This window comes from bacterium (genome assembly GCA_030647555.1).
Classification (GTDB): Bacteria; Patescibacteriota; Andersenbacteria; order UBA10190; family CAIZMI01; genus CAIZMI01.
This window is the reverse complement of record JAUSJG010000017.1, coordinates 1-24809: the sequence shown is the minus strand read 5'-3', so window position 1 is coordinate 24809 and position 24809 is coordinate 1. Positions and strand designations below refer to the sequence as shown.

Annotated in this window: 30 protein-coding genes; 3 read left to right on the top strand and 27 right to left on the bottom strand. The window is 42.1% G+C overall.

All coding sequences use genetic code 11. The features are described 5' to 3' along the window. Window positions 1-74 precede the first annotated feature (74 nt). The 18 genes from Q7S57_04495 to Q7S57_04410 all read right to left on the bottom strand — a co-directional run bounded on the left by Q7S57_04495 (window position 75) and on the right by Q7S57_04410 (window position 13103). Complete coding sequence (locus Q7S57_04495) at window positions 75-479, bottom strand: pentapeptide repeat-containing protein (GenBank protein ID MDO8512507.1); 405 nt, start codon at window positions 477-479, stop codon at window positions 75-77. An 11-nt stretch (window positions 480-490) separates the two neighbouring features. After that, complete coding sequence (locus Q7S57_04490; GenBank protein ID MDO8512506.1) at window positions 491-1060, bottom strand: hypothetical protein; 570 nt, start codon at window positions 1058-1060, stop codon at window positions 491-493. A gap of 88 nt (window positions 1061-1148) precedes the next feature. Beyond that, window positions 1149-1760: a class F sortase gene (locus Q7S57_04485; protein MDO8512505.1), complete on the bottom strand. Its 612-nt coding sequence runs from the start codon at window positions 1758-1760 to the stop codon at window positions 1149-1151. Window positions 1761-1860: 100 nt separating this feature from the next. Further along, a complete protein-coding gene (locus Q7S57_04480; GenBank protein MDO8512504.1) occupies window positions 1861-2223 on the bottom strand; it encodes a hypothetical protein in 363 nt (120 codons plus the stop codon). 146 nt (window positions 2224-2369) lie between these two features. Then, a complete protein-coding gene (locus tag Q7S57_04475; protein ID MDO8512503.1) occupies window positions 2370-3521 on the bottom strand; it encodes an ice-binding family protein in 1152 nt (383 codons plus the stop codon). 4 nt (window positions 3522-3525) lie between these two features. After that, the gene (locus Q7S57_04470; GenBank protein ID MDO8512502.1) at window positions 3526-3921 is read right to left on the bottom strand and encodes a hypothetical protein; all 396 of its coding nucleotides are present in this window, start codon (window positions 3919-3921) and stop codon (window positions 3526-3528) included. A gap of 27 nt (window positions 3922-3948) precedes the next feature. Continuing rightward, window positions 3949-4227 carry a hypothetical protein gene (locus Q7S57_04465; protein MDO8512501.1) on the bottom strand — a complete coding sequence of 93 codons (279 nt, stop codon included), beginning with the start codon at window positions 4225-4227 and terminating at the stop codon, window positions 3949-3951. Window positions 4228-4266: 39 nt separating this feature from the next. Further along, complete coding sequence (locus tag Q7S57_04460; GenBank protein MDO8512500.1) at window positions 4267-4515, bottom strand: GlsB/YeaQ/YmgE family stress response membrane protein; 249 nt, start codon at window positions 4513-4515, stop codon at window positions 4267-4269. A gap of 27 nt (window positions 4516-4542) precedes the next feature. Beyond that, complete coding sequence (locus Q7S57_04455) at window positions 4543-4908, bottom strand: YggT family protein (GenBank protein MDO8512499.1); 366 nt, start codon at window positions 4906-4908, stop codon at window positions 4543-4545. 77 nt (window positions 4909-4985) lie between these two features. Beyond that, window positions 4986-5552, bottom strand: a complete 567-nt coding sequence (locus tag Q7S57_04450; GenBank protein ID MDO8512498.1) for a metal-dependent hydrolase — start codon at window positions 5550-5552, stop codon at window positions 4986-4988. Window positions 5553-5573: 21 nt separating this feature from the next. Then, window positions 5574-7994 carry a DEAD/DEAH box helicase gene (locus tag Q7S57_04445; protein MDO8512497.1) on the bottom strand — a complete coding sequence of 807 codons (2421 nt, stop codon included), beginning with the start codon at window positions 7992-7994 and terminating at the stop codon, window positions 5574-5576. A 213-nt stretch (window positions 7995-8207) separates the two neighbouring features. Continuing rightward, window positions 8208-9641, bottom strand: a complete 1434-nt coding sequence (locus Q7S57_04440; GenBank protein MDO8512496.1) for an AAA family ATPase — start codon at window positions 9639-9641, stop codon at window positions 8208-8210. A gap of 131 nt (window positions 9642-9772) precedes the next feature. Further along, complete coding sequence (locus tag Q7S57_04435; GenBank protein MDO8512495.1) at window positions 9773-10126, bottom strand: hypothetical protein; 354 nt, start codon at window positions 10124-10126, stop codon at window positions 9773-9775. Then, entirely contained in the window at window positions 10127-10540 is a 414-nt protein-coding gene (locus Q7S57_04430; GenBank protein ID MDO8512494.1) for a hypothetical protein, read from the bottom strand. It lies immediately after the preceding gene. 271 nt (window positions 10541-10811) lie between these two features. Next, window positions 10812-11429, bottom strand: coding sequence for a LysE family transporter (locus tag Q7S57_04425; protein MDO8512493.1), 618 nt, complete (start codon window positions 11427-11429; stop codon window positions 10812-10814). Next, entirely contained in the window at window positions 11426-11779 is a 354-nt protein-coding gene (locus Q7S57_04420) for a hypothetical protein (GenBank protein ID MDO8512492.1), read from the bottom strand. The genes Q7S57_04425 and Q7S57_04420 overlap by 4 nt, the downstream gene beginning before the upstream one ends. Window positions 11780-11807: 28 nt before the next feature. Further along, complete coding sequence (locus Q7S57_04415; GenBank protein ID MDO8512491.1) at window positions 11808-12512, bottom strand: nucleotidyl transferase AbiEii/AbiGii toxin family protein; 705 nt, start codon at window positions 12510-12512, stop codon at window positions 11808-11810. Window positions 12513-12515: 3 nt separating this feature from the next. Continuing rightward, entirely contained in the window at window positions 12516-13103 is a 588-nt protein-coding gene (locus Q7S57_04410; protein MDO8512490.1) for a type IV toxin-antitoxin system AbiEi family antitoxin domain-containing protein, read from the bottom strand. 252 nt (window positions 13104-13355) lie between these two features. Between Q7S57_04410 and Q7S57_04405 the strand changes: the two genes are divergently transcribed. Continuing rightward, on the top strand, window positions 13356-13829 hold the full coding sequence (locus tag Q7S57_04405) for a UPF0158 family protein (protein MDO8512489.1): 474 nt from the start codon (window positions 13356-13358) through the stop codon (window positions 13827-13829). Between the two features lie 49 nt (window positions 13830-13878). On the opposite strand, the gene Q7S57_04400 is transcribed toward Q7S57_04405, so the two are convergent. From Q7S57_04400 to Q7S57_04390, 3 genes are all read right to left on the bottom strand, one after another. Continuing rightward, a complete protein-coding gene (locus tag Q7S57_04400; protein MDO8512488.1) occupies window positions 13879-14433 on the bottom strand; it encodes a hypothetical protein in 555 nt (184 codons plus the stop codon). 134 nt (window positions 14434-14567) lie between these two features. Beyond that, window positions 14568-14699: a hypothetical protein gene (locus tag Q7S57_04395; protein MDO8512487.1), complete on the bottom strand. Its 132-nt coding sequence runs from the start codon at window positions 14697-14699 to the stop codon at window positions 14568-14570. A gap of 3 nt (window positions 14700-14702) precedes the next feature. Continuing rightward, window positions 14703-15251, bottom strand: coding sequence for a hypothetical protein (locus Q7S57_04390; protein MDO8512486.1), 549 nt, complete (start codon window positions 15249-15251; stop codon window positions 14703-14705). Window positions 15252-15301: 50 nt separating this feature from the next. On the opposite strand from Q7S57_04390, the gene Q7S57_04385 reads away from it, so the two are divergent. Further along, window positions 15302-16696 carry an Nramp family divalent metal transporter gene (locus Q7S57_04385; GenBank protein MDO8512485.1) on the top strand — a complete coding sequence of 465 codons (1395 nt, stop codon included), beginning with the start codon at window positions 15302-15304 and terminating at the stop codon, window positions 16694-16696. A gap of 474 nt (window positions 16697-17170) precedes the next feature. Here Q7S57_04385 and Q7S57_04380 read toward each other — a convergent pair whose 3' ends face one another. Beyond that, window positions 17171-18895: an ABC transporter ATP-binding protein gene (locus Q7S57_04380; GenBank protein ID MDO8512484.1), complete on the bottom strand. Its 1725-nt coding sequence runs from the start codon at window positions 18893-18895 to the stop codon at window positions 17171-17173. Window positions 18896-19125: 230 nt separating this feature from the next. On the opposite strand from Q7S57_04380, the gene Q7S57_04375 reads away from it, so the two are divergent. Next, window positions 19126-19455, top strand: coding sequence for a YerC/YecD family TrpR-related protein (locus tag Q7S57_04375; protein ID MDO8512483.1), 330 nt, complete (start codon window positions 19126-19128; stop codon window positions 19453-19455). Window positions 19456-19459: 4 nt separating this feature from the next. Here the strand turns inward: Q7S57_04375 and Q7S57_04370 are convergent, their stop codons facing one another. The 5 genes from Q7S57_04370 to Q7S57_04350 form a co-directional block, all read right to left on the bottom strand. Next, window positions 19460-20278 (bottom strand): succinylglutamate desuccinylase/aspartoacylase family protein, encoded by an 819-nt coding sequence (locus tag Q7S57_04370; GenBank protein MDO8512482.1) that lies wholly within the window; start codon window positions 20276-20278, stop codon window positions 19460-19462. A 62-nt stretch (window positions 20279-20340) separates the two neighbouring features. Then, window positions 20341-21738, bottom strand: coding sequence for a hypothetical protein (locus Q7S57_04365; GenBank protein ID MDO8512481.1), 1398 nt, complete (start codon window positions 21736-21738; stop codon window positions 20341-20343). A 241-nt stretch (window positions 21739-21979) separates the two neighbouring features. Beyond that, window positions 21980-23038 (bottom strand): Fic family protein, encoded by a 1059-nt coding sequence (locus tag Q7S57_04360; GenBank protein ID MDO8512480.1) that lies wholly within the window; start codon window positions 23036-23038, stop codon window positions 21980-21982. A gap of 183 nt (window positions 23039-23221) precedes the next feature. After that, the gene (locus tag Q7S57_04355; protein MDO8512479.1) at window positions 23222-23932 is read right to left on the bottom strand and encodes a hypothetical protein; all 711 of its coding nucleotides are present in this window, start codon (window positions 23930-23932) and stop codon (window positions 23222-23224) included. Window positions 23933-24601: 669 nt separating this feature from the next. Beyond that, a partial coding sequence (locus tag Q7S57_04350; GenBank protein ID MDO8512478.1) for a hypothetical protein occupies window positions 24602-24809 on the bottom strand: 208 nt, incomplete at its 5' end.

Here is a 24809-nt window from a genome sequence, read left to right as displayed (position 1 = left end):
GCTGTGGGTGGTAGTACGGTAATGCAACATACCTCGTACTGTAGACTAAACGATCGTTAAGCTGAAGCCTCCGCCTAAAGGCGGGGGATTCTCGACCCTCCCCGTGGATGATTATTGATCCGACAATCGACAAATCTGATATGCGAAAGAATCGCCTCTGAAAAATCCACCCCCATCATCTGACAAGACACAAATTCCACCCTCTCCACATTTCCTTCGCGCATTTTTGTGTTGGCAAAGTTGCAATTTGTAAATCTTGCATTACTGATTTCAATCTTCTTCAACTCGGCCAGATTTAAATCAAAACCAACAAACTTCGATTCCTTCAATTTCACTTGCCGCGCTTTTATACCCGCTAACGACAATTTACCCAAATCCAATGCATCATAAACCTGCTCATCCGCCAAAAACCCTTCCGGAACATCTTTGCTTAAAATGTCCGGAATCAACGGCGGTTTTGGATTATTTTCTTCTTCCATTAGACTTAATACTAATTTGTCTTTTTACTGTTTTCAATCACCAAATTTACACCTTTCGAGGTCGCGTCGTATGCGAAATTAAGTTTGTAGTCACCCTTCTCAAGCTGATACATCGCGGTGCCAAAATTCACCTGACTGATAGTTTTCCAGCCTGCTGACTCCAATTTTTTTACATAATCCACCACCTGTTTTCCTTCAACATCTTTTACAATCACTGACCACCCGTTCGTACTGGCATTATTAATCCGCACGGCCGCGGTAATTTCCCCAGCCGAAAAATTTGGAACATCCGAAGGCATATCCTCCGGCCATTTCGCGGAAGTTCCAACTTCCATTTTTCCTTCTTTGCCGGTGAATGTGACGGAACCGTTATTGATATCAACTTTTCCTCCCGTGCCATTTTCCAAAATTTTCTCGCCGAGCCGTTCACCGATTTTTTCACTCATCTTGCGACCGAAATATCCTTTAACCATATTACCGCCGACAATTAGCAAGACAACAACTGCAATAATAACAATGATCAATGTTTTATTACTTTTTGGCGCGGATGCGGGAGTTGTTGCTTGATTGGTATTTTCCATATTGATAGATTCTATTAAGAGTATGATTTCATTCTGTTGAACACTCGGTATTTAGTCAACTTAGGGGACTGGCGTAATTACGTTTTTATTATTCTTTGTCAGTAAATACCACCAGTCGTTGGGAAAAACTTTTGGAAACTTTATTCCATTCTCCTTCGCACGTAATAAGGTTGAGGTGCGCTTTCTGGTCTGTTGAAATAAATACTTCCGATGCATCTGCTTTTGGAGTGTATCTACGGCTTTCTCGCACCACGAAAGTACTGGTTTCACCCTTGCTGTTTTCGACGGATATTTTATCGCCCTTGCGCAATTTGTGCAGGTTATCAAACACTGACCCCTTCCCATTTTTCCACGTTCCATAATGACCGGCAATGACCGCATTGCCTATCTCCCCGGGCAGGTTGCCAAGCTTATACCACGCCACGTTTTCCTGTTTTTGGGGGATATCCATTGCCCCATCGGGAGTAAGCCCCACATATTCTATAGTGGCATTGACGTCGATTGCGGGAATTTTCAGTCGCACCGGCAAATCAGCTTTTTTTTCCTGTTTTGGGGGAGCAGTGACATTTTCAACACGCGGACTTGGAGCGCTCCGGCTGGCGCTTTTAGAAACTGAATCAAAAATGAGCACACCAAAGACAGCAAAACCGATAAGGATTACATTAAGCAGTTCGTGTCTTGATAAGCTTTTCAAATGCATAGTAAGGGCTTGGTAATTATTAAATAGCAAGACCCCGCCTTGGCGGGGCCTTTTGTGCCTCTTAAACAAAGCACATTTATTAATTCGCCAAAACGTCTGTCTAAATCGTGCTTTTTCTTAGAAATTGAACAAGTGAAGTGGAAACCAAGAGGATAATACCGGACAGCATAATTATATTCCATGGTGTACGCTGCGCTTCAGGGTCAACACCCGTATTCGGCAGTCCCGGAACAGGAACAGGCGAAGAAACAACAACATTTGCCGTATCGGTATCCTGTACATCCGAACCATTGGCGGTACCCCGAGCGGTAACGATATTTGTCTCACTTTCAGAAACCACTTTAGTACAGTTGTATGTCCACGTTTCAGTCCGATCAAGCCGTGAATCATTATTACTGTCACCAGAAACGAACCTTACCGGGCTACATTTATTGTCGGTGACCCTGACATTGCTTAATGACATGTCGCTTAAGGTTGTAACTTTGTAGGTAAAAGTGACGGACTCGGGTCCTGAACTCAAAATTGAAGGAACCGCCGTTTTTACAACATGAATCAAACACCCCGCGGCCAGCCGCGGGGTATGCAGAAGTTTCTTTGGTTAGTTATGAGTCAGGAACGAATGTTCCCGACACCCTCCTTACAAGGACCCCGTGGCAAGCCACGGGGTAAGGATAAAATATTAACATTATTAGCACTGCCGGTACCGGTACCGGAACCGCTGGAAGTACCAGTACTTCCGGCTACCACGGCCGCATTGTCATTATTCGTGATCGTACAAGTTTTATCGTCACCCGCCGTGATCGTTACGTTACCGCTGGAATCGCAAGAACCGCTGAAAGTTAGTGAATAATTATCTACCGCGTCTTCGCTAACTACGTACGCACCAGCAGCAATTGAGTATGAAGTTCCGGGTGTAGCGGTACCAACAGTGGGACTTCCCGCGACATCAGTACCGGAAAGTTTAACATGCAAATTAAAATCACCGGCGGTTGCGGAGCGACCACTATCGTTTATCACTGTCTTAACAATCCGTAGGATGCCTGCCGTGGCGGTGCATGTCGGAACTGTAATTGTGTCTGAAGCGGTGGAAACCGTTCCACCAAAGGCCAGCGCCCTTCCTGCCCAAGTTACCGTACTACCGATAGTAATACCTGCCGCGTCAATGACGGTTCCCTTAAAAGTAGAGTTGGCACCCAGCGTGGTGGCTCCGGTTGGCGTCCAAAAGACATCACATTCTGTTGCTCCACCCGTTAACGCAATTATCGAATTCGCTCCTGTGGTAAGCGCGCCACCCGGTCTGAAAATATATGTTCCGGAACCATTAAGTGTAACGGTTGTGCTTAAAGTTATAGTCATTGCGCCACCACTGGAATAACAACCGGGAGTAAATATTCCGGCGCCACTTCCGATATCTACTGTGTTTAGGGCAACCGCACCGCTACCGAGAGAAGTACATGCTTGACTATTGAGATTGCTCAAAGCGGCATTTTGATCTAACCCTGCTTGATTATAAGTACTATCCGCCGTGTGCGTTGTGCCACTCACGGTGGGTGCTACCGCTGGTCCGGTAGTATAGCCAAGATCTCCGGTAATGGTGGTTCCTCCTGCCGTATTGGTGTAGGTACTGGAAAGAATGCCAAACGTACCGGCCGTTCCCAGGGATGGTGATGATGCCGCAAGTACGACGACTGGCCCCGCTAAACCAAACAAAACTAACACGCCAACTCCGGCGACTATAGAAAAGTAACTAGATCCTCTCATATATTTATATTATGCCCGCCTTCTTCGCCACTCTTCCCGCGCTTTTCACGATATCGCGCTTCGCCGTTCGTGCTGAACCGCTAATCGTCTTCCAATGTTTTTTCAAATCTTGCGCCAACGCGCCTATCTCCTCGTGACTGGCTTTATTTCCTTTCTCATATTCAGTAGCGACAGAATCAATAATTTCGTGATAAACAGGCTCGCTGATTTCTTTGGCCATTTCAAGTTTTTCTATAACATCACCCTTCATTTTAATCGCCCAAGCCCTTACATCCCTTTGATGCTTCTTGCCTTTGGGGCCAAGAAAAAAATAAGCTGCCGCGGCCAACCCGGCGATGCCCGCGCCAACAACGGCCATTTTTACAATCCCTGAGCCATCTTCTTTTATATTATTTTTCATTTTTTTAATATTATTAGTTAAATTTTATTACTTCTTTTCATTTTCTGATTTACCCGCCATCCGTCGCCCACGGCGTGCAGGGGGAAAGAAAAGACGAAAAACCATATTTTCCTCCAAACGTTCCTTAAGATCCATGACAAATTCTTCTGATTCTTTAAAACCGCCCTTTAGAGCCTCCGATAGTTTGTAGAAATTTTTTCCGGCCTTAATTAGATAGAACAAGAGAACCGAAGCCAATATTGTCAATACAACTGTTGCTACGGTTGAGATAAAAAAGAAAATATCTGCTTTTACTAATACGTCCATATAACAACTAACTCACTTTCCTCCCCCAAAAGAATAAAACTAGCCTCGAATTGCTTTCAATACCGCGACAAAAACGCACGCTCCCAATAGAGCCACTAAAAAACTATAAAAATTGAACCCGACAACGCCACCTTTACCCACCAACCCCATTAGCCAACCGCCAATAACGGCTCCAATAACCCCAACAATAATATTGAGGAAAATTCCTTGATGGCCGTCTGTGTTCATTATCAGAGACGCAACCCAGCCCACCAATCCTCCAAAAATTATCCAAACGATGATTCCCATATAATTAAATAATTAATATTTAAACCGTTATTTTGTTTCCTGCTCATCCATTTTTTCCGCCGCTTCCGGCGTAGAAACGGTTCTTCCCATACTAAATAGTTTGATGATACCCGCCGCGATCACCCAATAAACAAACATCGCGAGCAAAGTTGTCCACTCAAACAAACTGCCTTCAACAATTCGGCTACTGCGAAAGACGCTCAAAAATGGCGTGGCAAAAATATAGGTAACACCGTAAATAAAACTGGAAAAGCCCGCCGCGGGATTCGCCCCCAACAATTTAAAGATAAAACGAAAAGCTAACAATATTTCGATAATTCCGAGAATATACCAGACTACCTGCGTCCCGCGAAATAATGGCTTTGTGGTTGAAGAATTATATGATGAATCCATGGAAGTATTGTTAAAAGTATTTTTATCCACTGCTAACATAATAACATGATGTTAAATCACACACAATAGTGCAATTACTATTTCCAAAAATTCAGAAACAACGTCAGATTTGATCTTATTATTATGACTAACACGATAAGTAGCGCCCCACGCAAAATAAACAGTTCCACAAAACTTCCGGTTGTTACACGAAACACATTCGGTCCTGGAGGTAATTGAAAGTGCCAAGGCAGCGGCCACAACCACGGCACACCGCGATCAGTAAACGTATCGGCAATAATATGACTTGCGTAGCCACCCATAAACGCCCACCACACGAGCTGGGCGCCGATTACCAAGTTTGGCGCCAACCAGTGATTAATTATCCAATGTAATCCGTAGCCAATCGCCAAAAGACCCAAAATTGAATGCGTAAAATGCCGATGTCCACCGGAAAATTTATTAGCGATCCTACCAACTACTTTTGCGCCCAACAGCCGATTTCCCAAATTCGCGGCCGGCTGATCCAGGTCCGGGGTAAGTGCACCAACCATCACGGCGATCAGGGCAATAGTAGCCAAAACCGGTCCACCATTTTGTGGATAGACAACGAGTAGCCAGGACGCGACAGTAAGAGCAGTAAGTTGGTGCGTAACGGCAGTCATTATTGGAAAATCAAACCAAAATTACGTGCGAGGCAAAAAGACGCTTAACAAATTACTCACCGCATCCACCGCATTTTTTACCGCTTGCTCGTTTTCCAGCGGAATTTTCAAAAATTGCTTTCCCGTAACTTTGTCTTTTCCCACAAATGTCGCCGTAACTTTTTCCAAATTCTGCTTATCAGCCAAAACCGCGGACAAATTACCGAATAATTTGGCCGCCGACGCAAACAATTCAGTCGGTACAGTTTGTGCCACTTTTTCCTCTAACGGCATTGACTGTTGGGTTGGTTTCTTTTCACTTGCATCTTTTTGCGCATCCGTTTCGCTTAAGGTTATAGGTTCATTTCGCATCGGCACCGCCGTAATCTTTTCCACCTGTCCCATAAAGCGTTTGAATTTATCTTCACCCATAAAAATTTCATCCGCTCCGCCGTCTAGAGCACCCGCAAACAACGAGGCCTTAAATTTTAATAAATCCAGCATTCGTTCTTCGATACTGCCTTTGGAAACTAAATTAATCACACTAACGTTGCGCTTTTGGCCATGCCGGTAAATGCGTCCGATCCGTTGTTCCAACACTGCCGGGTTCCACGGCAAATCAAGGTTAATTATCGCGGACGCGCATTGCAAATTTAGTCCCACCCCGCCCGCATCCGTGGAAAGAAACACGCGGCAATCCGTGTTGTTGCTAAACTCGTCTAATAGCGCCTTGCGCTTTTTGCTGGGTACGCCACCGTGCAAATGCGTAAAACCGACACGGCGATTTTCCAGTTCTTTCCCCACCAATCTGGTCATCCGTTCCCACTGGCTAAACACCACAATTTTTTGATCCGCCGCCATCAACAAGTTTTCCAGAATACTCATCAACTCCTCAATCTTGGTATCAAAACGCGTTTCTTGATCCAAAATAAACGTACTGTCGGAAACCATCCGCATACAATTCAGCGAAATCAATAATTTTTGCCGGTCTTTCTCGTCCAAATAACCAAACCGCTTCCATTTATTAACCAATTTAGAAACTTCTTGGGCATAATCTTGATGAATATCGTCTTGTTCCTTGGTCAGCGGTACGAATAAATTTTTGTCCGTGCGCCCGGGCAGTTGTTTCAACACTTCGCTTCTTGTACGCCGAATAACCACATCGGACAATAACGTTTGAATTTTATTTAACTCGCGGTAACCGACCACCTTACCCGTTTTGTCACGCATCTGATGCTCCTCCAAAAAACGATACAACGGCCCCATTTTATAAGGATCGATAAACTGAATAATCGAATATAATTCTTCCAGTTTGTTTTCAATCGGCGTGCCGGTTAAAACAACGGCATAACGGGAAACAATCCGTTTCACGGCGCGCGCCGTTTTAGTTTGCCAATTTTTGATCCGCTGGGCTTCATCCAAAATCACCAAATCAAATTCCGCCTGGTTAATTGCCTTTAAGTCGGCTTCAATCACGTTGTAGGAAGTGACCGTATAATAATTTTCCACACTACCCGCCCCATAAATTTTCCAACGATCCAGTGCACTTCCTTCCATCACTTGCGCTTTGCTATCCGAAAAACGCGCGATTTCCGTTTGCCACTGATATTTGAGCGAAGTGGGACAAACAATCAAAACTTTGCTGGTGCCGAATTCCTTGCGCAATAACTCCGCCACTCCCACCGCTTGAATGGTTTTACCCAATCCCATGTCATCGGCGATAAGACAGCGCCCCGCCCGCACGGCAAAAATAATTCCCTCTTGCTGAAACGAATACAACGGCACTTTCAAAAAACTAGCGAAAAATTTTTCCTTGCGCGACGCAATCTTGCGACTAACCAACGCGCAACGGGCGCGATCTTCTCGCGCGGTAATAATAAAATCCAACGCGTCCGGATAACTACGAAAGTCACTGCTGATTTTTTCCACCGCTTTCAGAAACTCGTCAATCCGATTAAACGTGCTGGGTAAAAGACGATATTGTTTGTCGCAATACTTCCGCGCCAATTCCTCGTATTTTTCCGCGTTGTTGATGCCAATTCTAAACATCACCGCGCGCGCCGACCCATACTTGAGATAAATGGAAGAATAAGACGGACGATAATTTTCATTCAGCAAGGATACGAGCTTTTTGTCTTTATTAATGTAATACAAGACGACTTCGATGTGCTTGCAGGTGCCCAGCATGTTGGTTTTGAAATCAAGGCAAGTGCAAAAATTCGGCCCGGATTCCCTGCTTCTTAACGCCACTTTATAAGACGTACCGCTGGAAAGATTCTGTACCGTATAATCGGCAAAAACAGGATGCTCGCCGTCTAAATACTTCACAACGAATTCTTGCTTTTTGTCCTTCACAAAGGCCTTGCGCAACTCCCGCTGCCACTCATCCACCGTCATATTTTCCGGTTTTTTGTGATACGAAACCTTCGATTCTTTTGATTCTTTCGTAGTATCTTTTACCATTAATCAATTATGCCCAAAATATCAAATTTGGGAAGAACCGCAAGTGTTCACTTCCGAGGTGGTGCTTTATCGGCAACCCTCGCAGGGTCAAGCACTTCCTCGGAAGTGGTTTAGGTTCGCGCCGACGCATAACCCACACCACCTTCAAGGAAGAGCAACCGTGCTCCACCTTGAAGGTGGTCTAACACGTCTTTTCCTTATCCTGTGTGTAAATCAGATCAGTAAAAAATATTTCAACGGTATTTTTACCGCATTATTTTCTTCACTATAATCAAGATCATTATCGCAAACTACCAGACCGTATTTAGCCGGCACTTTTTGAGCCGTTTTGACAATTTGTTTATAACCCTTATTCCCCGCCCCCACCTCCAAGACAACCTTATCTTTGCCATAACCGATAATAAAATCGGCTCCGCCCTGACCATTATCATAAGTCAAGGAAGTATTTATTTTTTTGTATAAGAATCTGTTTAAATACATCCCAACCAAATCTTCAAGCAACTTTCCTTTAGCGTTTTCTCCCGAAATAATATTACCGATCATACTAAAATACATCGCACGAAAAGCCGGCGAAGAAAACAGGTATTTAGACGGATTTCTCGATTGTCCCAAATGTGAGGCGTGCGGATAAACTCTTATCAATGTTTCAGTACGTTCCAAAACATCGAAAATTTCCATTATTTTAGGACGGCTAATTTCAAATGTTCCCGCTAATTTTGAAAAATTCACTTGATCCATGTCAGCGAGAGCATACAAGATCGCAGGTATTTTTGATACGATTTCCAAATTAAATCGTCCGGTTTTTGCAACGTCGCTGTTAACTATCCGATCAAGTGTTTTGTTAATTTGATCATAAACCAATGCTTCGTTTTTTAAAGAAACCATAAAAGGCAAAGAACCGTACCGCAGATATTTATCTATCTCATTTTTATCCAACCCAAAGTAATACGAATTAATTTTCTTTTCCAAATTTTTAACTTTATCAAATACATCTTTTGCCGATGCCGATTCGAAAACGGCGCGCCGCATTTCGGAACATAAACCTTTTTCTTCAAATCTGCCTTCTTTTATCTTTCGATATTCCGTAAAGCTTAATGGAAATAATTTTTCATAAATTGTTCTTCTTGCAACATCGGGATTAACATTCATCGCCAAGGCGGACGAACCGGTAACAAAAATAAAAACTTTATTGGATCGGTCATAAATATTTTTCAGCACAATGCCCCATTTTTCGTCATATTGCGCCTCATCAATAAAAAGAAATAAAGGTTTTTCTAATTTCTCTACCGGCATGCCGATCAATTCCTCATACACCATCAGCACATCATATAAATTCAACCCCAATATCTGAACGATATGATCGGCCGAAATATAAAGTTTGTATGCTTCAAAACTTTTTGTTTCCCAATACGCCTGCGCCATCAGAGTTGTTTTTCCCGATCCACGTAAGCCAGTCAAGGTTAACCAGCGCACGCTTCTATCGCCATGATAAAAATCGTCAAGATATTTCTTAATTTTTACGTAAATATTACGGTTCGGCCGTCTTTGATTATCTTCATCAAAGACATAGGCTTTTGCTCGAAATTCGGCCTGATAGACCTGATCATTTAAGTAATTGATAATTTTAGACTTTTGTTCGTTATTCATGGTCAGTTCTTAATTTAATGTCAATTGCAGTTTACACCCCATTAGGGTTACCTGTCAATTACACTTTACATATACTATTTTATGTTATTATATTTGCTATCCAAAGCCAATTTTTCGATAATTTCCTTGTTTTAAACCCCATCATTCCTCGTCTCCCAAGTTTCCTTTTGCCCATTTTGATACGCAGCCAACCACCAGCACCCGTTGCGTTTTCGATCAAATTTGATGTCTAAAACATCCAGCGGAAATGTTCCGTCTTTTGTCCGCGCTAAAACTCTTATTCCGTAATTTTCTTCGAAGACATTTTCTATTTCCACGGATTGACCCTTTACCGTCGCGTCAAACGGACACAAAACAAAATCCTCAATCATCGCCATAAAGCCCGCCCGACAATCAACTTCGTCGTTGCAATCCACTGTCGCTTCCTCGATCAACACGTCCAAATCTTCAACTTCCATCGCCATTGTCTTCGCTTGCTTTTTCATTTATTGTCCTTTCCAAATTTCATAATGCTTTTTTATCCTTTCAACATACGCCCGATCTTGAACCAATTCCTTCCAAAGTTTAAGAAAACTTACGGATAACTCGGTTTGCTGTAATCCATCCAAATAAGAACCGGTTAATTCGTTGCCAAGATCATCATCATAAATCCATTTCACATAAAATTCCGCGTTTTCCCAACCAAAACCAATCGTCGCCAATGGCCCACGCTTCGGATTTTTCACGTCTATCACGCTTATCATTACTTTACGACAATCACAATCTCGATCATCACAATAGCTTTCAAGAAAAAAGTAAGTCCCACGCGGTATGTCCAATCCGTCTTGTGAAATGATTATGCCTCGTGTCTCCTTACCCGCGATTTCCTGAAACTTTTTTTCAAAAGGAATGAAAAACACCTCTCGACAATATCACAATATTTACAAAATACAAACTCTCTCACTCTCACAATTCTATTGTCACAGGATAGCAAAAGCAAAAAATGAATCTCCCCGACCTTACGGTCGGGGTATCATATGGCGCTCAAGCATCAGTGCTTGTCCGTCTTGAAAGACTGAATATACTTCATCCCTCGAGCCTGCGGGCTCGGAGTATTAGTGAGGAGGAATAAAATTAGAATCACGAATATAAGAAAGTAGATAGTAATTCACTCCACCAATAGCTTCGCTATTATTGTTTTACGTGTTTCACAAACCTGAAGGCACCATACCCAACCAACAAAACACCAACGCCGATATTAAGAATCTGCACAAAAAATATTGGAATAATCCCTTTCATAAACGAGAATATTATGACTGATATTCCCATAAATACGAAAGTGGCAAAACCAGTTCCTAACCCAAAATTCAATAATTCATTTCTTACATATCCATACTCCAGGACTTTTGCTGTAAACAGACTTGTAAAAAACATAATTGTCATTGGACTCGATATTGTCATTAGAAAGACTGAACCAAAACTGATCAATGGTTCTGTCGGCGTAGTAGCTATTGATTCTCCTATTACCATATTCACTGAGGATTTGATTAGCATAAAACCAAAAATCACCAAGACTAATGAACTAACCATTCCAAATATCTTTTTTATATTAGTTCGTTGAATAACTTGTCCAATCCCAAAAACTGATAATAAAATATAAATGTAATCAACAAGTGTTACCGCCAATACCCCTGCAAAACCATTAACAGTAGAGCCCTGGATAGTCATGTTAGCAATAAAAAAGAAAACCGGACCAACAGCTAATTGTAAAGTTAACCCCGTAATTAGACCATTGAAAAATTGCTTCACTGTGTCTCGTTTTTAACTTCAAAATCAAGTGCGACACATGAAACATCACCAACCACCCACGCGTCATGATTTGGACTCAACTCAAACGCTTCTCCTTGATTGATTATTTCTTCTTTTCCGGTTGGACCATTAACTGCCATGGTTCCCGAGATAACGTAACCAATATGATGCGCCGATTCTTTTCCTGTTTGCACGCCTGCATGCGTCGACCAGCGCCAACCCGGTTTATACACGCCCCTGCCGATATACATCGACGGCAAATCAGCAACATTTCTCTCACTTCCGTCTATAAATTTTCTTAACATTTTACCGTCATCAGGATTTTCAACACTAATATTTTCGTTTGTCATAAAAGATTTTTACAAATGAAACTCTTTCTTACTTCTCGCTTTCCAGACGCGCTTTTAACTGAAAAATTGTTTCCTCTCGCAGTTTCGCGCGCGCCCAATCTTTTTGGGGTTCGGTGAGCAATTCCCCCAAACCGCCCAAAATATCACGGTTATTCATCTTTTCCAGCTTCTCAATACATTGTTCAATTAATTTTTTAAACGGCACCCCCGCGCGCTGTTCGACGATTTCTTTATTAATCGGCCAGCGGTGTTCCAAGAAAAACCAGACATCATAAATATCCCGGCTAGTTTTTCCGATTCGTTCACGCATCGCCATAAGTTTATGAGCAAACATATCCTCCTTGACCATCACCGGTACAGACACGCCCAAATAATTCCTTACATCATAGTGCGAGCCGAAAGCACGACGATTAATTTCAAGCTTAATCTGGCGCGCTTTATCTTCATATGAAAGCACAAATAACAAATTAAATCGCTTTTTCTGCGCATCTTTGATTTTGCCATACTTTTTGGCAACCTGTTCAATGCGTTCAAAAACAAAATCTTCTTTGTCTCTGTCAAGCAAATCGAAATCCAAATCAACCGAAAACCGATCAAGTTCATAAAACATCAACGCGGCCGTTCCGCCCTTAAAACCCAAAAGCGACGCGACCGTCGTGTCGAAATAAATCGCCTTAAGAATTTGAAACATCACGTTTTTATGAAGAGCCGTGTTGAAAGTGGGTTTAACCATAAGTTATTTTGTGGCTTTATAATAATTATAAAATTCGTTAACCTTTTTCGCCATACGTTTGTTTTTATAAATCGGCAACAGTTCGAAAACTTTGTCCCAATTCAATGAATCCATCACATCAAAATGGTAGTCCTTATGAATATAAATTGTATCCAAAAATGCACGCTCGGGACTGGCCATGGAGGTTTCACCCGTATGCACAACGCCGGCAGAATTGGTCAATACAAAATCTTTAATTTTTTTATAAGAATAGGTTTGCCCGTCAATTACAATCTCGCGCGTCTGGTACGAAGCAACGGTAATTCTTTCATAGTACTGAAAATTAATTCCCGACCGCGTCAACACTGTTTCAAAGCTGACATAAGACGGAACCAAAATCCTGGTGGCCAATTCCAGCTTGTCGTATTTTTTATCCTTGGCGTAGATACCTCGGCGAATGCGGTATAACTCGCCGGTTTTTACGTAATAATTAACGCCGGCGATCGTGGCTTTTTTATCATTATCTCCCCAAATCAAAGAAATGTCTTTAAAAGTAAAGACTGTTTTATTGGAACGCAATATATCGGAAATTGGTCTTTTTTCGTACTTCATAAGCTAGAGATTAGAATAATTATAGCCTTTAGCTTATTTTACGCAAGAATACGAAAAACACAATCCCTTACTAACCCACACCACCTCCGAAGAAGTGCCTCGGCACCATTCGACCCCGCTGTTCGACAACCCTGAGCTCACAGCCGAAGGGAGCTCATGGTCGAGGGGCCACTTCGGAGGTGACTAACGCGTCTTTTCCTTAAGCAGTGAATGATTACTTGTCTTTTCGCGTCAAAGTAGTACAAAAACAATATGAACAAACTCAAATTTCTGCTTCCCAATAAAAAAGAGATCGATCTGGATATGCTTGAAATCGCCATGGAAGATAATGATCTAAGCAACCAATACTTTTTGAACACCAAAACCGGGGAAATTGAATTTTATTCCGAGTACGATGAAGACGCATCGGAAAAACTTAATGAAATAGAAGATAATAACCAATTTGTGCCGATCGAACGCCTTCCTTCCTACGTGTCATATAACTGGATGAAAGAATTCACGGAAAACGTCGTCGCAAAAGAAGATTCACAGTTGGCGGATAAATTAGCAATCGCCCTTAACGGAAAAGGCGCGTTTCGCCGATTTAAAGATTGTTTGGAATATTCGGACGAACGCTTCTTAAAATTATGGTACCAATGGAAAGAAGAATGTTTGCGGGAAGAGTGCGCCAAATGGCTACGCGGTTTAAAAATTGACATCAAAGAACAAAACCAGCCACAAAAATAATTTGCTTTTTATTCGTCAAAAAATCGACACTATGCCAGCTAAAAATGTTCTAATGCGCAATGTTGCTCCCCTTATGAAATAACATTGTATTTTTTATCTCGGCCTCGGTTTTTTTATCCTCCAATCTCCCTAACCAATATCTATTTTCGGATTCAAAAGGTTTCCTGCCATATACACTCGCAAAAATTGCGTTCATGTTTTTTACCAAACGCACCTTCGTGGTAGCAATAGAGACCTTTGGACCAAAAGAACCAATAAACTCATACCAAGCCATCGTCCGTCTGATTTTATATAGTCCATCTTTATCATTCCGAAAACGATTTTTCCAATAGGCACTTTCGAAGTCCGTTGGCTTGCGACCAAACGTATCGAAAAATGCTTTCTCGATCACCAATGGAACACTGATTTGTTTGATTGAAATTTTTGCCGCGCTCGTCGACCCGTCACACGGATATCCCAAATCACCGCAAACATAGGCGCTGGAATCAGACGGACAAGTATGTAAATTATGACACCCTGAATGATGCGCGAAAACAGGTTTCGCAATAAATAAAAGAGAGACTGCTGCGAAAATACTGATACCCACCAACACTTTTTTACTCATATGTATATTATAACAACTTTAGTTTCGACGATACAAACTTGTATCTATGTAATTATCTGACTAATAAGGAAAGATCAATTAGAACCGTTACGCGCGCCAATATCCACCAACACCAAAGCGATAAATGGAAGCAACTAGACAAAATGCTGGTTAGACAACACCGACGTTAAGCCCATCACTATCGCCAAAACCATCAAAGTTCCGCCAACCAAATTAATTATTTTTCGCCACACAACCACATAAACGGTGCCAATAAAAAACAACATTAGTTAAAATACCACCTTGCCGACCAAAACAATAATAAAAATCCCAACCGTATTCAGCACATAAGCCAAAAGGAAAAATCTAATCATACTAATCCGACTGATTCCCATCAGACTAACCCCTATTTCATCAGGAAACGGGGATGCGATAATTACCGCTCCAATCAAAGGCAAAAACCACTTCAACGGTTTTGATTCAAGAATCCTCAACAAGAAATTTCCGCCCACTTTCTTCAAGGAAGTCTTAATTTCCTTCTCCAAACTCTTTCTTGCAAAAATAAAAATAAGCAGATCGCCAAAAACCGCTCCTGCTCCCCCAATAATACCAACCAAAAACGGATTCATTGTTTGTCCAAGTTCGGTAATAACAACAAGCCCGGTAGCGGTTGTAAAAGTGAAAATATACAGAACACCCCCAAAAAATGCTCCCGCATAGCCATACTGCGCCAACTGTGACAACAAACCTTTCGTCGTTTCAGAATTTACAACAAATATCGCAAAAATAATCCCAAGCAAAAACAACCACAAATACTTATGTCGCCACTTATCAAACATTTTTCACGCTTTCTCATTAATCACCAAACTAGTTTATAATGATAAGTACTATGTTAGGAAGTACAATACCTTTGGGAATTAAACATTTGCCTCCTCCGCCCCGGTTTAGAAAACTTTTGGGACCGAGTTTTATTTTGCTGGGCCTTGGACTAGGAAGTGGTGAAGTAATACTTTGGCCCTACCTAAGCAGTAATTATGGTCTTGGCATTATTTGGGGTGCGCTCATTGGTATCACAATGCAATTTTTTATCAACATGGAAGTGGAAAGATACGCATTAATCAACGGAGAAAGTGTTTTCGTCGGCTTTGCCAGATTATTAAAATTTCTTCCCGCCTGGTTTATTATTTCCACTTTTTTAGGGTTTGGTTGGCCCGGCATCGGTTTGGCCGGCGCGCAACTGCTTTCTTCGGTTTTGGGAATCAGTAACACACACTGGATCGCCGTCGCCATTTTCTTACTTATCGGTACTTTACTCACGCTAGGAAAGGTTCTTTATCAAACAGTCGAAAAAATCCAAATTTTTCTAATTGTTCTCAGCGTACCCTTGCTCACCATTTTAACGATTTTTCTGACTAAGTCGGCTGATTATTCGACTTTAACACGCGGTCTTGTCGGCATTGGAGATGGCTTTTTTCTTCTCCCTGCGGGTATCGCTATTGGCACTTTTCTAGGCGCACTGGCTTATTCCGGCGCGGGTGGCAACCTTAATCTGGCACAATCTTTTTACGTACGCGATAAGGGCTACGGTATGGGTTTGCACGCCGATCGCATCACCAGTGTATTCACACAGGGCTCCGGCAATAAAGAAATTCATCTTTCCGGAAGCACATTTCCGATTAACGACGAAAACATTCACACATTCAAGCGCTGGTGGCACTTAATCAATTGGGAACATTTTTTTGTTTTTTGGGTTTTAGGACTTTTCACAATGCTTACCCTATCACTATTAGCCTACACCACCACTTACGGTCTTGAAAGCAACCATACAGGAATCAACTTCGTATTAAACGAAGCAGCCGTTATTGGCCAAAAAACCACTCCGATTATCGGTGCCATCCTGCTTGTTGTCTTAGGAGTAATGCTATCGGCAACGCAAATGACCGTCCTTGATTCGACCAGTCGCATAATCACCGAGAATTTCCTCCTCGCCGGCAGAAAATATAAAGCCAATATTTCTCTTACTTATTATATTATTCTCTGGATCCAGATTTTTTTTGGCATCACCGTGATATCGCTGGGTTTTGATCAACCATTGAAACTGATCACGCTCGGCGCGATCATTAACGCTTTCAGTATGTTCGGTTATTCAATTCTCCTTATTTTCTTAAATAACACGTTACTAAAAAAACATTTACGACCGTCTATTTTCCGCAACGCTGTTATGGTCTTGATTGTTCTTTTTTACGGTTATTTTTGCGGACTGGTCTTGTTAAGGGCTTGGTAATTAATAAACGCTTCAATATTATGTTCAATGCGCTTCAAAGACGACTGTCTTTGATTGAAAAAATCTTGAGACGTACTAAACCGTACGTTGAAAGATTTTGTTGCGTAAAACAACGTGGTTGTCATCGCATAAAACCACGTGGTCACGCGACTTTACGTGGCGCAACTTTTACGTTGTTCAATCATAGTAACTGTTTTCAGAGCGTATTGAACAGAATATGGAGCGTTTATTTATTACCAAGCCCTAAACAACATTGCCCCCTCCCCTTGGGAGGCTATCTTGCTTGTTGAAGATGGAAATTCCAGAGTCCGTTTGCCACTTCACCCATCAGATCATCCATGTTTTTTCGTTTGTTGCGATAAATATCGGAAGCGGCCTTAAACCGTTTAAAACCGCCGATCGCGTGTTCGGAAACAACGCGAATATTGTTTGGAATAAAAAACCGACCAGCGCATAACTAGTCGGATCTAAACCTCAACTTGCCATTCCTTGGCAGAGGTCCTGGTAAAGAACACAGCGATCAAGTAACTCATCATGAGTTCCCTGATCGACAATGCACCCCTTGTCCAGGACCATGATCCGATCCGCATTTCTTACCGTCGTGATGCGATGAGCAATGACCACCATCGTGGTTCCACCGTTCATCTGCAACAACCGGTCAAATGCTTCCTGCACTTCGCGTTCAGTCATCTGATCTAACGCGGAGGTTGCCTCATCCAAAATAAGTAACGACGGACGACGAAGGAAAACCCGCGCTAGTGCCAGTCGTTGCCGTTCTCCTCCAGACAACTTTTCGCCCAGCTCACCCACTCGTGTTTCCAACCCGTCATTCTGACGCAGGGCAAAACCGGCGGAGGCGCTCTCGCAAGCAGCTCTCAATAACCCATCACCGCATTCAGGAAGACCATAACGAATGTTCTCCCCAACCGTCCCACTAAAAACCGGCACTTCTTGCGTCACGTAACTGACCTGCTGGTACAACGACTCAAAACTCAAGTGCCGAATGTCGACACCATCCATTGTGACGAGGCCGTGATCGGGATCATAAAATCGCACCAACAGCCGTGCGAGCGTCGTCTTCCCAGAACCAGTCTTTCCAACTACAGCCACTTTCTCGCCCGCCGCTATCCGACAGGAAATATTGACCAAGACCGGCTCATCCGAACAAGGATAACGAAACGAAACGTTGTGCAGATTAATCTCGTACCGAAGCGGTTCCATCTCCAATGGGTTGCGACTCTCCATAATGGTTGGTTGTTGTTCAAACAAACGCAACGCGGGCTTAAGCTTCGCCATGTTGGTCTTGATTTCTTGATACATTTCACCCAAAAATCCGGCAGGCGCAAGAGCGGCAAGACCATACATTTGCAGAGCAATAAACGTTCCAATCGTCATTCTACCGGCAGCAACATCGGGAACAAAAATTACCATCGCAATACAAAACGGGAAGATCTGTGCCAGCCTGGACATAAACTGGAAACAGTTATAGTAGACTGCCAACTTATTATCCAGATCAAACACTTGTCCACCCGTAGCCCGAAACCAATCATGCTCCTGTCTTTCGGCACAATGCAATTTAACGGTTTCAATTTGCTGCACAATTTCCCGCTCGCGTGTCGATACTTCGTTATCAACCTCGTTACGCTCTTCCTCTGCCTTCTCAATCCACCCCCCAAGAATATAGCCAAGAAAAAGAAAAACAACAACGAATACTGCCATCACAACAAATGCGACCCAACTGTGAGAAGCAACATAGCAAAAAGCGAAAAATGCCACCGGAATATCGGCAATAACTTCGCCCCTCAGCAGTATATTCAACAAACTTACCGACGCCCCGACACCTTTGTTGGCTTCGAGCATCACCTTTGTCGATTCCTTCTCTTTGTGAAAAGGCACTGACAGGCGCAAGACATGTTTGAAGAGCTGAAAACGGACGTCGAAATCGTATCGATTAAGAAATCTCCCCCGCAAAAATTCGACCACAGGCGCGCTTCGCCCAAGAAAAAGCATGATCAAAATCACCACCAAGGAGTAATCGACCTTACCTTCAACAGCTCGATCGATTAGTAGTTGCCAAAAAGCGGGAAACGCCACTCGTACAATCGCCAAGAGACAAGAAAAAACCAGAATAAGGGTAATTTTCCGCCAGTGTACACAGAAAGTCTGCTTCAGCCACCGCGAAACGCTAGGCTCGGACATTTTCGCTTCCTTTCTTAATTGTTCATTGGATTGTGATCGAACACTTCATCAGACTCATTCCCGATGAAGACCTGCCACTTTATCGCATTATGGCAAATATGTCAATATTAAATTATGCAGAAGAAGAGGCCAACCTACTCCACTCCCGACCATACTATTTTGTTTCGATTTGTAATTAGAAAACAGTTACTATTGACAATATTCCGTCACTTTACTATACTAAAGCGCATATGAAAGATGTCTGGGACAACTCGCAATCAACTGAACTACTTGAAGCCATTTTGGACTTAAAAAATCCTAAAGAAGCCAAGCGGTTTTTTCGTGACCTGTTAACCGAAAAGGAAATCGTAGAATTCTCCTCCCGCTGGAAAGCTGCTCAATTACTTGCGGAGAACACTCCCTATACTCAAATACAAGAAAAAACTGGCCTTAGCTCAACCACCGTTGCGCGTATTTCAAAGTGGCTTAACCAAGGAAAGGGTGGCTACAAACTCGCGATCAGTCGTATTTATCATAGTCATCATACTGAAAAATCCCCTAGCAGGAAGAGGCTATGTTGATGACTTATAATATTATTTCTCCAACCAAAAACGCCTCATCATTAATTTTATTTCGATTTGTCGCAAATAATATGACGCCCTCTTTTTCGGCACACACCTCTTCTCCGCCATCAATTCCTATCTCTTGCCCTCTTGATACCTTCTCAAAATCATAAAATGGTTTCGACAAAACAAAATTATTTGTTTTGGTTATATAAAGTTTAGTCATCAACATATATGATTGTTTTTTTGGCTTCAAATTATTTTGTATGTGTCCAAAAGTTTTAAGGAAAGCAAAAATGGCATCTTCCGCTATTTGCACTGCTTGTGGATCATTGAGATAGCCACACTCTATGCAAATTCCGATTTTGCCAATTTTATTCATGTAGTAATCAGTTCCGCCTGGTTGTGTTTTGTCGAAACCAAATACAACAAGATTGGCTGGTAAAAATACGACATTTTCCCTTGCGTTTTCCTCACAAATAATGAAAGGTGTGGTATTAAGAGTGGTGCTTGCGTGTATATCCAGAAGCGCATCAGCCTGATCAAGATATTTCTTTAAGCACTGGGCACGTGAATACTCATAACTCTGTTTTTCGTTTGCCGAGAGCAAATTTTCGGTTTTAAACATTCTGTTCAAGTTTGCTTCTGTAAAACGGAGATTTTTTTCCATTGCTCGAGGATTTCCATACCCAAATAAAACACAACCGCGTTCTATTTCAAGGCTTAATAAAACTCTTTTAATTGCTTCTACACCACATTTTTCATTTCCGTGCACACCGGCAAGAATAATACTTGTTCTTCCTTTTTCCTTTCCGGTAACCCGAATAATTTCTTCAAACATACCGCCACTTTAGTACAGTAAAGTATCTTAGTCAACTGCAAAAATAGCCCCCCCTGCCCACTCTATTGTTTGTGTTCAATAACTTCTTTCATTTCAAAGTATTCAATTGGAACAACTTGAACATCAGCGAGGCCAGCATCCACAAGCCACCGTCGCACTGTTTCTATCTTACTTTCGGGAACCTCCACCCGCTTAATTCTCCCGGGTTCAGTTCTATCAAACATCTGAAACTCAACCACTTTATGCATCCAATTCGATTTCACTGTTTCCAGTCCATCCCCTTCGACCGTGATAAAGCAAGGAAATGACAGCTTCATCTCTTCATGTTCTTCAGCGGGAAGACTTTCGTATGCATCTAATTTTCCTTGAATTTCATTTTTTTGCTTCATCAGAAGTTGGCGCGCTTCTCCATCCCCGTTTGTCGCCTCGGCAAGAAAACTAATAATGACTTCTTTTGTCTGATAACGCGGTGTTTTATTTCCACGCGGAGCATACATTGCACGAATACTATCAACAATTCTTAAATCTCTAAATAATTTCTCACCTTCCTCAATAGAGATTGGTTCGCCGTTGATTATCCCATCGATTTTTACAATTTTTTCAGTCGCTTCTTTTGGATTAAAAATATTCGCGCCCTCCTTCATTCTGTCTGCAACCTTATGAAGAATTTCTTGCCTTAAATCCTCTCTCGCCATTTCCGTTTTTTCAGCTTCCGACAATTTTGATTCCGTCGGATGAGTTTCTAGCGTTTCTTCTTTAAACCTATCTTCCACCACCTTATCTACTCCTTCATAAACTTCATCAACAATCCTTTGTGTTCTATTTCCAATTTCCCCCTCCGAATCAAAAGCGAGTTCTGGCTTTGCGCTGGCAATCATGGCATACCAATGAGAAAGTTGATCTCCTTTCTTGCTAGGTTCAAGAAAGCTTGTTGGATTTTTCTTACCTTCGCCCAAATTTGTGCGGTGCGCGACATTTTCCCCGTTGTGAACTTTACTGCCATCCTGCGGAACAAAACCATCAACAATAATTCTCTTAAATGCATAAGAGTTCGTTCCGTGAATTAACGGCTTTTTAATCTCTGGTCTCTGCTCGCCCTGTTCAATGAAACCTGGAAGTAACCTCTGAAACTCAGGGTTTTCTGAGACCAGTAAAAATTTGTCTGCCTGTTCCGCCCTTAGCTTTTCCAACCGTTGTTCCAAATCAACCACTGCCGGATCTTCTCCTTGAGTCTCAACACCTATGCTCGCACGTACGCCAGCAAGAGATTGTTTAAGAGACGCCAGTCCATTTTGTGTCTGCTCGATCTTTTCACCTAAATCTCGTTCCGGTTTTTCTTGTTCAGTGGCAACTCTCGAGCCAGAATTTTCTTGAGTTTCTCTCGAAACCTCGGCAACACTTTCATGTGTGGTTTTCGGCTCGGAATTATCTGCTGGAATACCCTCAGTCATGTTTTTCATTGTCCCACAAACCGACTAACTAGAAAAATTAATTGACTCGACACCCCACTTGACTAAACAAAAACATCGCCATGATTAGCGGTATTTTTTTAAGCTCGCCGGAGCAGAACAAGTTCGCCTGCCGGCCATAGCTTTCTTGACCCTCGTAGCTTTAGCGAAGTGGATAGCAACGGCTGGAACCAAAATACCGTTCTATACACGGCATGTTTATCTGCAAAAATAGATTTACTAACCGTTTTAACTATTCGCTAACAATATAAGCCGTTGTTGGCCCCCTGCCAACTTGCGTAATAAGTTTTATTTTCTTTAGTTTTAGAAGATTAAATTGTGCGGTTCTTTTAGGACAATTTAAAATATCGACGACGTCCTTCACAGTTATTCGGCCAACCCCTTCAAGAAAATCAAGAATCTTAATCTGTTCGGGTTCAAGATACACTTGCGACTCCACGCCAACATCCACACCCTTGCGACCAAGCGTAATCACTTGCGACCTGACATGATCAATTTCTTTTTTAAAGCCAGTGACAAAATAAGTCAACCACCCCGTCAAATCTGTTTTCCTTTCTTCGTAATTCTTGCCAATATTGATTGCTTGATAATACGAGGGACGATCTTCGTTATAGAAGTCCTCCAACGCAAAGAGACGGCGAAAATCATAACCGCGTTCATATAAAACTAAAGTCGCTAACGCCCGTGCCGTTCTTCCATTACCGTCCACAAACGGATGAATCGATGCAATCTCTTGATGCACAACACCGGCAACGATCACGGGATTAATTTCCTTTCTTTTGCTTTCTTGTATCCACTTAATCAAATCCCCCACAAGCGCAACTACTTTTTTCGCCTCTGGCGCGGTATAAACAATATCATCCGGCATCCCCAATCTTCGACGTACAACATAAACCGGACTTGTACGAAAGTGCCCGGATTGCGCATCCGACAGTGTTTTATTTGTTACAAATTGATGAATTTTTAATAAGACTTTTTGCGAAATAGAATCTTTCTTTTCTACAACTTTAGAAATATATCGCAAAGCATTTAAGTAGTTTTCAACCTCATAGATATCCCTGGCCGTGGCATCAATTTTCTTGTGATTGGCAAGTGCTTCCACCTGATGAATATTTAGTTCATTTCCTTCAATTCCAGTAGACGCATGCGCCATACGAACCATCGCTTGCCGTCTTAAGCGCAATTCTTGCTTCGGCAAAATCTTAGCACGTTCAATAACCGCTTTCGCTTCGGCAATTTCCGTGAGCAAACTGACGATTTCATCTGTCATTTTGTACTGCGGATTAAACATATTTAAAGTATAGCACGTTATTAATAATCGCGCAATAATCGCGCAACCTATCGCGCAAGGTATATATGATTATATTCGACGTGGCTCCGAGGGTCGGTGGACTACCGAACCAAAATACTCAATATAAAAAAGCTAATTGCAAGTTTATCCCACCTCTGACTACACTATTGTTTAGTTTTCAGTCTACACAGACGGTGCCAATATTTTTGAGGTCGTGTAATCCGGAGCAACTTCGAGCGTTGAGCCATCCTTGTTAGTCATTTTGAATTTTCTCAAAAGATAGTTTTGACTATCAAACCGTACTTCTTGCTTGCCGTTTACGTCGCCAAAATAATATTCAAAACATTTTAATGCCCCGCATGCCGTACTTCCAATTTTTGTTGGTTGTATTGTGCTCTCCAACAATGACTTCAAATTGATCACGTTGTTTGCATCAAGCGTGTTCAACATTTTGACTCTAGCGTCAGTAGCTTCAAGAGTTTGCCAATTACCAGTGGTGACATCTTTTTTATAAATTTTTCCATCCAACAATATCAGCCGTTGTATTTCCTTATTATTTACTGAAATTATAATATCCTGATTGACACCATCACTTCTTACAACAGTTACTGTTTTATTTCCATTGCCGTCTACAAGAATCGCTGTTGCTGGGCCCCACTTTACAAAGTATGGATTTCTCGTTGCAATAATCTGTAGATAATTACAATAATCTTTGTCCGAAAATCGACATGCAAATTTCTCCTTCGATTGCTGGCCAGCCTGTATTGAGGCTCCTCTTTCAACGTTGCGTTGGCTCAAGGAAACTCGCTCTTTTGAACTTTTCCAAAGAAATAAACAAGCAGCTATAAGCACCAAGATTACTAAGCCCGTAAGACCAACCACTTTTTTTGTCATATTATTTTGTTGAAATGTAATGAATAAGGCTAAAATATCCACTTATAAGAATTAACGCCGAGATAACTGTAAATAGAATAATTCGCATTATTAATATTACATTGGACTCTATCGACCGTACAGATTTTTCAAACTCGAAATCTCCCTTTATTTGATAAATTATTCCGGTAATTAGTGCAAAAATCGCCACGGTAACAAAGAAAATCATTTGAGACGCAGGAGACAATGAGTAACAAAAACCATGACCAGCTCGAGATCGACCGTAGCACAAAGAGAAGGCAACAAACATCACAAATGCAACCCAAAACATTATTGCAATAATGTATATAAATATTGGATCCCGTTTGGGAGGCAACTGTTCCATTTTTTAATTATACACGCTGGTTCAACATTCGGCCTCTCCACAAAAATACCGTCATGATTAGCGGTATTTTTTCGTTAGCCATGCACCACGTGGGATGCATGGCCATGAACCCTACGTGGTTCATTGGCTCGCCACTCCGGTTCGGAACCAAAAAAGACAACCACCCGAGGGGTTATAATGCGACCTTTGGGGGTGTTTGAGGCGGTTTACAGTTGTGCCCAGCGAAGCCTTGGCGGAGTTGGGAACCGCCAAATGATACAAATAAGAAACTATAAGGCACATGTGAAAATCGGTCTTTTCAGCGACTAACTCATTGCTTTGTTGGGCGGAAGTGGTCTAATATCGCATTTTACGAACAAGACACTCGTTTTCTCAAGTATCTCATTTGCTTCTTTAAAAACGTATAACGTACTATCGAAATTAGGCCTCGTCCATAAATAAATTCCCCAAGCCCCATGTTCAATACGCTTTGAATACGAGTGCTTTGATTGAGCAACGTAAAGTTGCGCCACG

Excerpts from the sequence above, each read along its gene's own strand:
- Q7S57_04365 (MDO8512481.1), bottom strand. The coding sequence starts at position 21,738 with ATGAAAAACATGACTGAGGGTATTCCAGCAGATAATTCCGAGCCGAAA.
- Q7S57_04475 (MDO8512503.1), bottom strand. The coding sequence starts at position 3,521 with ATGAGAGGATCTAGTTACTTTTCTATAGTCGCCGGAGTTGGCGTGTTA.
- Q7S57_04415 (MDO8512491.1), bottom strand. The coding sequence starts at position 12,512 with ATGGTTAAACCCACTTTCAACACGGCTCTTCATAAAAACGTGATGTTT.
- Q7S57_04380 (MDO8512484.1), bottom strand. The coding sequence starts at position 18,895 with ATGTCCGAGCCTAGCGTTTCGCGGTGGCTGAAGCAGACTTTCTGTGTA.
- Q7S57_04495 (MDO8512507.1), bottom strand. The coding sequence starts at position 479 with ATGGAAGAAGAAAATAATCCAAAACCGCCGTTGATTCCGGACATTTTA.
- Q7S57_04445 (MDO8512497.1), bottom strand. The coding sequence starts at position 7,994 with ATGGTAAAAGATACTACGAAAGAATCAAAAGAATCGAAGGTTTCGTAT.
- Q7S57_04420 (MDO8512492.1), bottom strand. The coding sequence starts at position 11,779 with ATGACAAACGAAAATATTAGTGTTGAAAATCCTGATGACGGTAAAATG.
- Q7S57_04465 (MDO8512501.1), bottom strand. The coding sequence starts at position 4,227 with ATGGACGTATTAGTAAAAGCAGATATTTTCTTTTTTATCTCAACCGTA.
- Q7S57_04480 (MDO8512504.1), bottom strand. The coding sequence starts at position 2,223 with ATGTCATTAAGCAATGTCAGGGTCACCGACAATAAATGTAGCCCGGTA.
- Q7S57_04355 (MDO8512479.1), bottom strand. The coding sequence starts at position 23,932 with ATGACAAAAAAAGTGGTTGGTCTTACGGGCTTAGTAATCTTGGTGCTT.
- Q7S57_04490 (MDO8512506.1), bottom strand. The coding sequence starts at position 1,060 with ATGGAAAATACCAATCAAGCAACAACTCCCGCATCCGCGCCAAAAAGT.
- Q7S57_04390 (MDO8512486.1), bottom strand. The coding sequence starts at position 15,251 with ATGTTTGATAAGTGGCGACATAAGTATTTGTGGTTGTTTTTGCTTGGG.
- Q7S57_04400 (MDO8512488.1), bottom strand. The coding sequence starts at position 14,433 with ATGAGTAAAAAAGTGTTGGTGGGTATCAGTATTTTCGCAGCAGTCTCT.
- Q7S57_04485 (MDO8512505.1), bottom strand. The coding sequence starts at position 1,760 with ATGCATTTGAAAAGCTTATCAAGACACGAACTGCTTAATGTAATCCTT.
- Q7S57_04370 (MDO8512482.1), bottom strand. The coding sequence starts at position 20,278 with ATGTTTGAAGAAATTATTCGGGTTACCGGAAAGGAAAAAGGAAGAACA.
- Q7S57_04395 (MDO8512487.1), bottom strand. The coding sequence starts at position 14,699 with ATGTTGTTTTTTATTGGCACCGTTTATGTGGTTGTGTGGCGAAAAATA.
- Q7S57_04435 (MDO8512495.1), bottom strand. The coding sequence starts at position 10,126 with ATGAAAAAGCAAGCGAAGACAATGGCGATGGAAGTTGAAGATTTGGAC.
- Q7S57_04450 (MDO8512498.1), bottom strand. The coding sequence starts at position 5,552 with ATGACTGCCGTTACGCACCAACTTACTGCTCTTACTGTCGCGTCCTGG.
- Q7S57_04460 (MDO8512500.1), bottom strand. The coding sequence starts at position 4,515 with ATGGGAATCATCGTTTGGATAATTTTTGGAGGATTGGTGGGCTGGGTT.
- Q7S57_04360 (MDO8512480.1), bottom strand. The coding sequence starts at position 23,038 with ATGTTTAATCCGCAGTACAAAATGACAGATGAAATCGTCAGTTTGCTC.
- Q7S57_04470 (MDO8512502.1), bottom strand. The coding sequence starts at position 3,921 with ATGAAAAATAATATAAAAGAAGATGGCTCAGGGATTGTAAAAATGGCC.
- Q7S57_04440 (MDO8512496.1), bottom strand. The coding sequence starts at position 9,641 with ATGAATAACGAACAAAAGTCTAAAATTATCAATTACTTAAATGATCAG.
- Q7S57_04410 (MDO8512490.1), bottom strand. The coding sequence starts at position 13,103 with ATGAAGTACGAAAAAAGACCAATTTCCGATATATTGCGTTCCAATAAA.
- Q7S57_04375 (MDO8512483.1), top strand. The coding sequence starts at position 19,126 with ATGAAAGATGTCTGGGACAACTCGCAATCAACTGAACTACTTGAAGCC.
- Q7S57_04385 (MDO8512485.1), top strand. The coding sequence starts at position 15,302 with ATGTTAGGAAGTACAATACCTTTGGGAATTAAACATTTGCCTCCTCCG.
- Q7S57_04455 (MDO8512499.1), bottom strand. The coding sequence starts at position 4,908 with ATGGATTCATCATATAATTCTTCAACCACAAAGCCATTATTTCGCGGG.
- Q7S57_04405 (MDO8512489.1), top strand. The coding sequence starts at position 13,356 with ATGAACAAACTCAAATTTCTGCTTCCCAATAAAAAAGAGATCGATCTG.